The organism is Microcoleus sp. BROC3 (assembly GCF_036702515.1).
Taxonomy (GTDB): Bacteria; Cyanobacteriota; Cyanobacteriia; order Cyanobacteriales; family Microcoleaceae; genus Microcoleus.
Map to the genome: position 1 here is coordinate 1 of NZ_JAUBTQ010000099.1, position 12,093 is coordinate 12,093.

General features: G+C 47.0%; 8 protein-coding genes and 1 pseudogene. 8 read left to right on the top strand and 1 reads right to left on the bottom strand.

All coding sequences use genetic code 11. The features are described 5' to 3' along the window. Positions 1–1,298 precede the first annotated feature (1,298 nt). The 8 genes from QUB30_RS31820 to QUB30_RS31855 all read left to right on the top strand — a co-directional run bounded on the left by QUB30_RS31820 (position 1,299) and on the right by QUB30_RS31855 (position 11,635). Positions 1,299–3,305, top strand: a complete 2,007-nt coding sequence (locus tag QUB30_RS31820; RefSeq protein ID WP_333342054.1) for a GspE/PulE family protein — start codon at positions 1,299–1,301, stop codon at positions 3,303–3,305. A 75-nt stretch (positions 3,306–3,380) separates the two neighbouring features. Continuing rightward, positions 3,381–4,478: a type IV pilus twitching motility protein PilT gene (locus tag QUB30_RS31825; RefSeq protein WP_333342056.1), complete on the top strand. Its 1,098-nt coding sequence runs from the start codon at positions 3,381–3,383 to the stop codon at positions 4,476–4,478. Positions 4,479–4,572: 94 nt separating this feature from the next. Further along, the gene (locus QUB30_RS31830; protein ID WP_333342058.1) at positions 4,573–5,700 is read left to right on the top strand and encodes a type II secretion system F family protein; all 1,128 of its coding nucleotides are present in this window, start codon (positions 4,573–4,575) and stop codon (positions 5,698–5,700) included. Between the two features lie 241 nt (positions 5,701–5,941). Then, on the top strand, positions 5,942–6,556 hold the full coding sequence (locus QUB30_RS31835) for a hypothetical protein (protein WP_333342060.1): 615 nt from the start codon (positions 5,942–5,944) through the stop codon (positions 6,554–6,556). 115 nt (positions 6,557–6,671) lie between these two features. Next, positions 6,672–7,562 carry an AraC family transcriptional regulator gene (locus QUB30_RS31840; RefSeq protein ID WP_333342063.1) on the top strand — a complete coding sequence of 297 codons (891 nt, stop codon included), beginning with the start codon at positions 6,672–6,674 and terminating at the stop codon, positions 7,560–7,562. 109 nt (positions 7,563–7,671) lie between these two features. Beyond that, complete coding sequence (locus tag QUB30_RS31845; protein ID WP_333342065.1) at positions 7,672–8,748, top strand: alpha/beta hydrolase; 1,077 nt, start codon at positions 7,672–7,674, stop codon at positions 8,746–8,748. A 167-nt stretch (positions 8,749–8,915) separates the two neighbouring features. Next, the gene (locus QUB30_RS31850) at positions 8,916–9,566 is read left to right on the top strand and encodes an NAD(P)-dependent oxidoreductase (protein WP_333342066.1); all 651 of its coding nucleotides are present in this window, start codon (positions 8,916–8,918) and stop codon (positions 9,564–9,566) included. A 410-nt stretch (positions 9,567–9,976) separates the two neighbouring features. Beyond that, positions 9,977–11,635 (top strand): ABC transporter substrate-binding protein, encoded by a 1,659-nt coding sequence (locus QUB30_RS31855; RefSeq protein ID WP_333342068.1) that lies wholly within the window; start codon positions 9,977–9,979, stop codon positions 11,633–11,635. 156 nt (positions 11,636–11,791) lie between these two features. Here the strand turns inward: QUB30_RS31855 and QUB30_RS31860 are convergent. Continuing rightward, positions 11,792–12,093 (bottom strand): annotated as a pseudogene (locus QUB30_RS31860) (IS1 family transposase); the annotation flags it as partial.

Below are 12,093 nucleotides of genomic sequence, written 5' to 3' on the forward strand. Positions count from 1 at the left end.
TCTCAACTTCTACTTAGATTTACATCTCTCATTATACACGCTCGATGATTTACAAATCATTTGCGCTCGCTATATAATTTATGGTGTATGGCATCATCTGATTCATAGGAAATCTCGCCCGATATGGAGGCATCTCTCAAAGCTTCCAATATTTTCTTGAAAGGGTCGTTTCTTTTTCTCTCGATAGTATGACCGCAGTTATGGCTAACAGAACGTTTGTTGCTTTCTACTTTGGGATTAAACCCCTCGCATTTAGCTCGATTTTGAAACTTTTCTTCGGCTGTTACGTTTACTAGAACAATTACCGACTAGGAGGCTTGATGCTTCAAAGTTGGCTGCCAACAATAGTGAGTTAAATTTGTCCGTCTTTCCGGCAGTTTTATTCGCAAGCATCTGCTTGCCTTTTACCATTGGTTGCATTGCCAAAATCGCAACTAATATGAATTTGTATTTAGTGACTGAGTAGTGAGCTATCTGCGCTTTTATAACTCACATACGACGCAGTGAATTTTGAGGCGAAGTGGGCGGAAGTTTTTATAAAAAGATACCGAAGTCGCTTGAAATATCGAATTTATGCCAGTCAAATGACAGAAATTACCTGGTCTCGGGGAGGTGGTGCTCTGTAGATACAATTGATATCTACTTTGCCTGTTTCCAAGATTTTTGAACCGTCCAGCTTACGTGACCAAGGTTCGCACACCAAGGTATAATCTAAGTAATATTTGCTGACAAAAAACTAAAGCTGCTCAAAATGTGGGCTGGGGACTCATGCAGCCGACGATCGAGCAGTGACCGATCGCAGATAATTAATCAAAATATATTTCAAAAGGGCGATCGAGGCTTTCGTAAAAGCTATCATCACAGAACATAGCTAATCTTTAATTTAGTACAGCTAAGCGCGCCACAACGGGCGCTGTAATTTGACCAAACAATTTGGGAATATAAAATGAGAGTGGGAAGGCGACACACCCCGCCCCGCTTTTGTCTCCCGGTACGGGCAATCCCCAAGTGATGTGCCCTGAGGCTATAACGAGAGTATCCCGCAAGTTCATCAGTTAAGTAAGCAACTTAGCACTCAACGAACAAAATGTGATTGCAAGCATCGGCAAATCCCTCCAACGTCTCGTCAATTTGTGGACGAAGCTTAGAGGGGACTGCGAGCTTACACTTGACAGATAGGGATTGAGCAAGAAAATGATAGCCGATCCACAAGCAAAAAATACGGGGGTTAAAACCCCGCGTTGGTTTTCCTCTCAGCACTCTTTGTGACTGAGTTTCCCACCTATTGAGTGTTTTTTATGACTAGCACATCCCCGCCTCGCTCCACATCCCTAGTTTCTGTGAGCCAATTTACTCCGGCTATCACCAAGATGATTCAGTCGGGTTACGTCAACGGCGAGCAAGTGAAGCAAGCTCAAATTGAAAGCCAGAAGTCCGGCAAGCGGTTGACGGAGGTATTAGAAGCACTTACCGGGCAGCCGTTGCCTCCAGAATTGCTGCGACTTTACAAGAAGCAGCAGATGTTTGAAAGGAAGATAGTCTACGGCGTTGAAGCATTTGACCCGGAGATGAGCGAAATGTCTAACGAGCAACTCGGAGTGATGCTCGACGGGTTGAAGATTTCGATCGACATTTGTCACCAAGGTCGGTTTTTACCTGTAGCGAGGACTGAAACTGAGCCTCCGGCGATTATGGTGGCAATGGTAGATCCCGACAACCTCAACGCTATAGAAGATTTACGGCGGATTTTACAGCCTCACGGTTTAGCTTTGCAGCGACGGGTGATTACGCCAGACGACTATCAGGACATAACTTCGGCCTATCAAGACGACCAAGTTAAGGTAGCAGCCAAAATAGCAGCAGCCGAAAAGCAGAGAAAGATGGATTTAGGGGAGGGAGATTTTGGCGAGCTCTCGCTAGAAGAGGAGAGTGCCGACCAAGAAGACCTAGCTAACACCTTGGACGATGCTGAGGCGGCTCCGGTAATTAAGGCCGTCAATATCATTTTGGCTAAAGCTTTGTCGGAAAAGGTCTCTGACATCCACGTAGAACCTCAAGAAGAGTTCATGCGGATTCGGATGCGGAAAGACGGGGTGCTGCAAGAGTATTTCCGGTTTCCCAAGCAGGTAGTCGCATCGATTACGGCTCGTTTCAAGATTATTGCCAACCTGGATATTGCCGAACGCCGACAAGCTCAAGACGGCCGTATCCGCCGGGTGTTTGAGGGACGCACGGTGGATTTCCGGGTGAACAGCTTGCCTTCGCGGTACGGGGAAAAAATCGTGCTGCGGATTTTGGACAGTTCCAGCACTCAGTTGGGCTTGGGTTTGTTAATATCCGACGAGGAAACTCTGGCTTTAGTGCGAGAGAGTGCTAGCCGTCCGTTCGGACTGATTTTGGTGACGGGGCCGACGGGTTCGGGCAAGTCAACTACTCTCTACTCGATTCTGGCGGAACGGAACGATCCGGGGGTTAATATCAGTACGGCGGAAGACCCGATCGAATATGCTTTGCCCGGAATTACCCAATGTCAAGTAATTCGGGAAAAAGACTTGACTTTTTCCAACATTCTGCGGGCATTTTTGCGGCAAGACCCTGACGTGATGCTGGTCGGGGAAACGCGGGACAAGGAAACTGCAAAAACGGCTCTGGAAGCTGCTTTGACGGGACACTTGGTGCTGACGACGCTGCACACGAACGATGCGGCCGGGGCGGTCGCGCGTTTGGCCGAAATGGGCGTAGAACCGTTCATGGTTTCGGCCGCTCTGTTGGGCGTGTTGGCTCAGCGTCTGATGCGGCGCGTTTGCGACAAATGCTGCATTCCTTACCAGCCTACTGCAGCAGAACTCGGCAAGTACGGTCTGTCGGCTTCTCAAGAAATCGATCTAACTGTTTACAAAGCCAACACTGTACCGGTGGAGGAAAGGAAGGAACTCGCAGAACGCGAGCAACTTTGTACCAAGTGCGCCGGCCTAGGCTACAAAGGACGGGTAGGGGTTTACGAGTTCCTGAAAAATACTGAGCGGCTTCAAACTCTGATCACTCAAGGAGCTCCTACAGAACAAATTAAGGAAGCAGCAGTAGAAGAAGGGATGAAAACGTTGTTGGCTTACAGCTTGCAGTTAGTGCGGGAAGGCGCGACTACTTTTGAAGAAGTCGAGCGGGTGACGTTTACTGACTCGGGCCTGGAGGCTGAACTGAAAGCCAAACGCAAGCAGGGACTTACGTGCAAAAGTTGTCGGGCAGAATTGAAGCCGGAGATGTTGGATTGTCCGTACTGCTTGACGCCACGCTTTGTGGATTGATTCAGCAGTTAACTGTTGACTGTTAACTGAGCTAGATTGGTCAATAACTATCAATTCGATCGAGGAGAGGTATCTATGGGTCTGATGATTGAAGACGTACTGGAGTCCCTGGTAGAGCAAGGGGGTTCGGACATACACATCCAAGCGGGCGCGCCTATATTCTTCCGAGTCAGCGGTAAACTAACTCCTCAGACGCAATACGGCGACATTCTGTCTGCTGAGGAAGTGCAGATCCTAATTTTCCAAATGCTCAACAATATGCAGCGCAAGCAGTTGGAAATGGAGTGGGAACTCGACTGCGCTTACGGCGTTCGGGGATTGGCTCGGTTCCGCGTCAATGTCTACCGGGAGCGGGGTGCTTGGGCTGCTTGTATGCGGGCTCTGGCTTCTAAGATTCCTAACGCAGATGCTTTAGGCGTGCCGCAAATTTTGCGGGATCTGACGGAAAGACCCAGGGGTATGCTGTTGGTGACGGGACAAACGGGTTCCGGGAAAACTACTACGATGGCGGCTTTGTTGGATCTGATCAACCGGACGCGCGCGGAACATATTCTAACAGTTGAAGACCCGATCGAATATGTGTTTCCTAATATCAAGAGTTTGTTTCACCAGCGCCAAAAGGGCGAAGATACTAAGAGCTTTGCTAATGCGCTGAGAGCGGCTTTGCGCGAAGACCCTGATGTGATTCTGGTGGGGGAAATGCGCGACTTGGAAACGATCGGTCTGGCAATTTCGGCTGCGGAAACGGGTCACATGGTGATGGGAACTTTGCACACTAATTCTGCGGGTGCAACGATCGATCGGATTTTGGACGTGTTCCCGCCAATTCAACAACCTCAGGTTCGCGCCCAGGTGTCTAACTCTTTGGTGGGAATTTGCAGCCAAAATTTGGTCGTGAAAGTTGGGGGCGGCCGCTGCTGCGCTATGGAAATCATGGTGAATACTCCAGCTATGGCTAACTTGATCCGGGAGGGCAAAACTCCAATGATTTACTCCCAAATCCAAATGGGGGCGAAATTGGGAATGAGGACGATGGAAATGGCTCTCGCTGAACTTTACAAGAGCGGTAAAGTCACTTGGGAATCGGCAATGGGCAAGGCTTCTAAGGCTGACGAACTCGAACGCTTGATCGGCCCGGCACCTGTTGGTGCCACCAAGGTAGGAGCTCATTAATTCAGTCAGCAGTCATTAGTCTGGAGTCCGTAGAAAGAACTGATGACTGATGACTGATGAGTCATAACTTTTAATAAATTTTCAGAGGTGAGCTGTGGCTACCAACGTTATCCGCGAAAAACCGAAAGGTGGCTTTGATTTCAGTAAGATTCAGGAGCAAATAGAGTATAACCTTACCAGTCTTACTGTTAAGGATATGGCTATTTTTGCTCGTCAGTTTGCGGCTATGTTTAATGCAGGGGTGGCGATCGTGAGATGCCTTTCCGTGCTGCACGAGCAGTGTTCTAATGCTAAGCTGAAGCGAGCGCTCAGGAGCATGAATGCTGACGTGCAGGAAGGGATAAACTTGGCAGAGGCGATGGCTAAGTTTCCTGATGTTTTTGACCAACTGTTTATCAGTATGGTTGCGGCGGGAGAAGTCGGGGGGGTGCTAGATGAAACCCTAGACCGTCTGGCGGTGATGATGGAAAAAAATCACAAGACGGAGGCTGAAATTAATTCGGCGATGTCTTATCCGAAGACTGTGTTCTTTATTGCGATCGTGATTTTTTTCGCAATGACCATATTCTTGCTACCAACTTTCGCTAAAATCTTTAAGGATATTGGTGCAGATTTGCCGGCTTTTACGGTGTTTATGTTGGCAATTAGTGCATTTTGTACGGCTTGGCCTCCCATCCAACAGATAACAGTTATTGGGGTGATTATAGCGCTCAAAATTGCCTTCGATATGTACTACAAAACTCCTATAGGTCGCCTACAAATTGATAGAATTGCGATGAAGTTGCCGATTTTTGGAGATTTGATCGAAAAATCGGCGGTGGCTCGGTTTTGCGTGATATTTGGGTCGCTGACGCGATCGGGCGTTCCGATTCTCAATTCTTTGGAAATTGTGCGAGATGTGGCGGGGAATCAGGCGATATCTAATGCGATCGAATATGCGAGACAGGAAATTCAAAGCGGCGGCATGATCAGTATTGCTTTGCAAGAACAAGCTGTTTTTCCGTCTTTGGCCATTCAAATGATGGCAATTGGCGAGGAGACAGGGGAACTTGACAAGATGCTGATGAAAGTTGGCGCTTTCTACGAAACGGAAGTTGAAGAAGCAGTAAAAGGACTTACCAGTATGCTAGAACCTCTGATGATTGTTGTCGTCGGTGCTATCGTAGGTTCGATTTTGCTATCGATGTATCTGCCGATGTTCGCAGTGTTTCAGAAGCTGTAAAAAAGGGCTAATTAGTTATTAGTTATTAGTTAATAGCAATTAACGCCTGACCAATGACTATTTTACTCGTTCCCAGGCTCTGCCTGGGAATGTCTTTGGAGGAGGCACAGCCTCGATTAAAAGGAGAAAAGGATTTGGAGGCTCTGCCTCCAAATCTTCATTATCAGGGTCTTCCTGGTAACTAGAAGCGATCGATTAGCAATTAGCAGCAATTAATAATTACTTATTCTTTGGTTTGAAAATGTCTGTTAAACAATCACATTACGAGGCCTTACTAGCAGAGTACAGCGAATCTTCCGCCGCGATCGCCCTGCTGAAAAAATATCGGGTTTACATGGAAATGATTCCCAGTATCCGCCGCGCCCATGATAGTTTAATCACAATTCCTTTGCCAATTGCGCGCTTGCGGGACGGGGTTTCTTATGCGGGAAGCGGCGGCACTAGCATATCGCCCGGACAGGCAGTTTGTTTGCCCTGCGATTTGGCGATTTTGATGTGCGATCCTGAATGGAAAGTTAAAATTGGAGTGGAAATTTTGATTTTCATTCATCGTCCGGGCGAAGAGTTTTCTGAGTTGCTCGGCCGCTGGCGGCAGTCTCAGGTTTGGCTGGATAAAGGTTACGAATGGGTGATGCCGCACCGCTACAGACATATTTACAGCGATGAAGCTGAGGCTGTTCATCCGCTATTTGTTTTGTTTGATGAAACGCCGGAACTGATTCAACGGGGTTTGATGGCGGCTGGTTTGCCGTTTGTAGTTGAAAGTTTCGACTCTGGGAGTGAGGAAGTAGAGGAGGAAGAGTTTCTGGGTAGCGGGGAACTGGGAAGTATTGGTGAAGAGAGTTTGGATTTGTAGGGTGGGTGGGTGCGATCGAATATAGCCATCCTATTGCTTGATGTAAAGTAGATTTTTTTCAACGAACCGCAGAGGGCGCAGAGGGCGCAGAGAAAGAGAAAAGAGAGAAAGATGGATGTTTGCCAATCCCGAATCGGGTTATTGTATGCCGATATTTAAAGATTGTTTGCGTGTCGAACGCACAGTTTATACTCCACCGGGAGAGCCAATTGCCGACCCTGGAATAGCAGACCACTGCCTCAGCCTCCACATTGCGAATCCAGGTAATTTAGAACGGCGTTTAGAAAGGCGGTTAGATGGTGGGAAGTTGATTGAGCGGCTAACATTGCCTGGTTTATTCACTTTTGTACCTGCTTTTCGAGAACCTGAGTGGTTTTGGGATTGTGCTGTTGAAATATTAGATATCTATTTGCCGGCTGCGGTGTTAGAACGGATTGCGATTGAAAGTTGCGTTAGCGGATCTTGCGGAAGAAATCGGGCCCCTCAAACAATCGAATTAATCGATCGCTTCGCCATTCGCGACCCGCTTCTCGAACAGCTTGCTCTTACCCTCAGCGCGGAAGTGGAGCGCAGCGGAGATTATTGCGATCGCCTTTATGTGGAATCTGTGCAAACTTTGCTAGCAGTGCATCTGCTGCGACATCACTGTACAGTAAAAATTGCCAACTCTCCTAAATTAGGAAAACTATCTCCATCCAAATTGCAGCAGATTCTGGATTACATTCAAGATAATCTCGATCGCGATATGGGTTTGGCAGAACTGGCAGAAGTTGTGCAGATGAGTTCTCATCACTTTGGAAAACTCTTTAAACAAAGTACGGGACTTTCTCCCCATCAATATGTATTGCAGTGCCGCATTGAGCGAGCAAAAAAATTGCTCTCTAATCCAAAATTTACCCTTGCTGATATTAGTCAATCTGTCGGTTTCTGCGATCAAAGCCACTTTACTAATGTTTTTCGCCGCTATACCAGTCTGACTCCGCGACAGTATCGCGATCGGTTGTGAGGCGAAGCCAGTATCGCCAGATTTTGCAATTTATCGGGAGAATTTACAAGATTTGGCAGACGCAATTGACTTATGCTGCTTTTTATGCAGAAACCTACAGGTTAAAGCGATGTTTGCAGTCCAAGTAAACAGATCGAATGCTTCACGCAGAAAGTTAATAAAAGCGGGTGCAGCCGGAGTCAGCGGCTTCTTGCTGAGCCTGATACCTAGAGCGAGCAGCGCCCAACAGGAAAATATGCAAAATACAGATATACAATCGGCTCGCGGTTCCTACAAAATGGAGCGCGTTACCTTTAACAGCAACGGTGTTGAATTGGTGGGAAATCTATATATTCCCACCAATCTTGCCAAACCAGCGCCTGCTGTGCCGATTCTAGGCCCGGTAGCGTTTGTTAAAGAACAATCGCCTATCCAATATGCTACCCGCATGGCTTCATCGGGTTTTGTAACTTTGGCTTTTGACCCTTCTTTTCACGGCGAAAGCGGCGGCGAACCCCGCCACTATGAAAGTCCGCAAGCCAAAGTTTCTGATTTAAAATCCGCAGTTAGTTATTTGCTCAGCCGCCCAGAAGTGGATAAAAATAGAGTGTATTTGCTAGGTGTATGCCAAGGTGTAAATTGGACTATTCAGGCAGCAGTAGAGGACACTAGAATTAAGGCCTTAGCGCTCGTGGCGGGTCATTATCTCACCAGAGAAACGATTGATGAATACAGCGGCGGCGAGGAGAAAACTCGGGAACGAATTGAACGAGCTAGTCAAGCGCGAACTAAATATGAAAAAACCGGTGAAGTCGATTATATTCCAATTGTCAGCTTGAACGATCCTAACGCTTTGCTGCTGCCAAAACCGATTTATCAGTGGTACATCCGCTGGGCTGAGCGCGGCCCTGTTTGGGATTTTTTGGGCAAATGGGAAAACCGAGTGGCTGCGATGAGCGAAGCGGAATTATGGACTTATCGGGTTGATGAAACTGTCAAAAAATTGAATTTGCCGCTGTTAATGGTACACGCTGACAGAGCCGCGAGCGGTTCAGTTTTGCCTAAAAAGTTATTTGAGCTGATTGCAGCTACAGATAAGCATCTTGTTTGGTTGGGCGATCGGGTGCAGTTTCAATTTTATGAAGAGCCTGAAACGATCGATTTGGCAGTTGGTAATGTTTGTGAATGGTTTAATCGCCATGTTTAAGTAAGAGCGGCTTTACCGATACTCTGGATGTGAGTCATAGATACTGGTGAACCAGCTCTACAGGCCTGCTATTACAGGAATTATGGTCAATTTTCCTGACTAGATATAACTGTTGATTGCTAATACCAATTAGTGAGTAATTTAAGCAAAAACATAGGAGATTTTTAATGAAATTGGCATTGTTTGGTGCAAATGGCATGGCTGGCAGTCGCATTGTTTCTGAAGCGTTGATGCGGGGACACGATGTAACAGCGATCGTCCGGGATGCGTCGCGTTTTTCTATTTCTGGCGATCGCCTAACCGTGGTTGTGGGTAACGTTCTCGATGCTGATACTGTGGCTGAAATTGTCAGAGGACACGATGCCGTTATCAGCGCCGCCGGGCCCGGTGCTGCTACTGCTAATAACCCGATTTTAGCTAAAGACATTGTAACAGCAGCTTATTCGCTGATTGACGGCTTATCTCGTGCCGACGTTAATCGCTTGGTTGTGGTTGGGGGTGCAGGTAGTCTCGAAGTAAGTCCGGGGGTTCAACTTGTCGATACTCCTGATTTTCCAGAACCGTATCGTGCGGCCTCCCTCGCTCATCGGGAGGCACTTGCTGTTTACAAAACTGCTGATTTGGATTGGACTTTTATCAGTCCGGCGGCGGAATTTGAAGCTGGTGAACGAACTGGTAAATTTCGATTAGGAAGCGATATGTTACTTGTTGACGAGCAGGGGAGGAGCCGAATTTCGGCTGAGGATTTTGCGATCGCCCTGCTGGATGAAGTTGAGCAGCCTCAGTTTATTCGCAGGCGCATGACTGTTGCCTATTGAGTCGCGGCGGGTTTACAAATATCCGAACTCGCCGTACAGGATTGGTGTTTATTGACGCGGACTTGATTTTAGCTGTTACCGGACAAGTAGGGGTCTGATTTCGGCAGTGAATAAACCGTGAATGCCTTTTTTGTGAAGCCTTGCATCGGTTTTGAGATAGCCTCTAGCATGGCAGCAAAGGTTGGCTGCCATGCTGGTTGCGTCGCCTAAAGTAAAGGTGTGAGTTGAGATTTGGCTCTAGAAGGTGATATTGTCAGCTTGCTGTATTTTGTTTGTTAATTAAATTTACATTTAATCTATAATTTACTCAATCAACCGCAGAGAGCGCAGAGTTCGCAGAGGGGAGAGGAATAGCAAATTAGTTAAAAATTTATCTGAGTACACTTTTATATTAAACCGGAGCTATGGAAATGAGATTGTTAAAATCCTGGCGTGTAGTTTTATTAGGTTTAGTTTTTGGGATGGCTGTAATTCTCTCAAATTGCGGCACCACCTCAAACACGGTTAGCAATAACTCTCCAACTCCGACAACTCCTGCTGCGGTTCCACCGGGAGCTTTAGTCTACGGTGCGGGCGGGCAGCCGGTCAATCTGGAACCGGGAAATATTACGGATGGCAATTCAGTGATTGTTATCGACCAAATTTACAATCGCTTGACTGATTTTAAAACGGGAACTGTGGAACTTGATCCGAGTCTCGCTACTGAATGGTCAAGTTCTCAAGATGGCAAAATTTGGACTTTTAAGTTGCGTTCCGGGGTAAAGTTTCACGACGGTACGGATTTTGACGCGGAAGCTGTTAAGTTTAATGTGGAGCGCTGGTGGGATGCGAAAAATCCTAACGGTTATCGAGAATCTGGCAAAACTTATCAAATTTGGAAGAATTTTTTTGGTGGCTTTAAGGGAGATAAAAATTCCCTGGTAAAAGATGTGGAAGTTGTTGATAAGTCTACCATTAAGTTTGTTTTAAATCAACCTTTTGCTGCTTTTCCCTCGGCGATTGGATCGGGTTATTTCGGGATGGCGAGTCCGGCGGCGGTGAAAAAAGCGGGTGCGAAGTACGGCACTCCGGGGTCGCTGGCGGTGGGTACGGGGCCTTTTGTGTTTCAGGAATGGCGATCGGGCGATCGCATTGTTTTGGAGAAAAATCCGAATTATTGGAAAACTGGCACGCCAAAAGTCAATCAATTGGTAATTCGTTTTGTTGACGACCCGGCGGCGAGACTGGCTCAGTTGCGAGCAGGACAACTTGATTTTACTGTGGATTTAACGCCGGATCAACTGCAAGAAGTTCAGGGAGATCCTAATTTAGAAGCTGTTGTGCGACCTTCTTTTAATGTCGGTTATTTAGCCTTAAATCCGAGTTACGAACCTTTGTCAAAACCAGAAGTCAGGCGGGCGATCGCCCAAACAATTAACAAGCCAGCAATAGTCCAAGCTTTCTGGGGAGAACTCGGAAAACATGATTCGCAATTTATCCCGCCTGCGCTGAATTGGGCGGCGTCCGATCGAGTTAAAGATTATGAATTTAACCCGCAGCAAGCTAAAGCAATGCTGGCGCAAGCCGGTTATCCGAACGGTTTTGATTTGGATTTGTGGTATATGCCCGTCAGCCGTCCCTATTTTCCCACGCCGAAGCCGATTGCTGAGTCTTTTGCGGCGGATTTGAGCGCGATCGGGATTCGGGTAAAATTGCTGACAAAGGATTGGTCTGCTTATTTAGCCGATCGCCTCAAACCTCCCGGCTTTCAAGCTTTTATGATGGGTTGGACTGGAGATTATGGCGATCCAGACAATTTTTATTATCCTCACTTCGGGCCGGGTTCGACGGCGGATTTGGGAAATTGGAAAAATGCGAAAGTTCAGGAACTTTTGGACCGGGGGAGGGCGAATGGGGATAAAGCAGCTAGGGCGAAAATTTATGCGGAAGTTAGCGAGATTTTGCATGGGGAAGCTGTGCGTTTGCCGATCGTACATTCGCAGCCGCTTTTAGGGAAACGCAAGAATATTCAAGGTTGGATTCCGAGTCCTTTGGGGTCTGAGTCTTTTGAGGAAATAAGCAAAAATTGAGAGTTTAGATCGAGACACCTCTCCGGGGTTATCATACTTTACATGAATTTACCTTAACAAACAGTATGGAGAGCAATCAGCAACCTGCAAATCATCAGCCACAAATTCGGCGTTGCTGAATAGAGGTATGATTTGTGCGGTCAAGGGATGTTTTGGCTACCCGATTTTCCTCGTTTGAGCGCGATTGAAATGATATGATGGATAGGGAACCGGAACATCCCAAAACTTAAGATAATGAATTACTAACCGAAGAGAATGTTTAAGCATTTCTACCGACTTAGAATAGCACAGTGTCTTGCGATGAAGTCTGGCTTGCGTAAGGTCGTAGTCGCGTATTCTCGCCCTCTACTCTGGCCATGTAAGTTTTACAGATAATTTAGTCTCCATCTGGGATAAACATGGGGTAAACAGGCCATCCATCTGTGATATAAAAGTAACATTTCCAATTGCCAACTAAT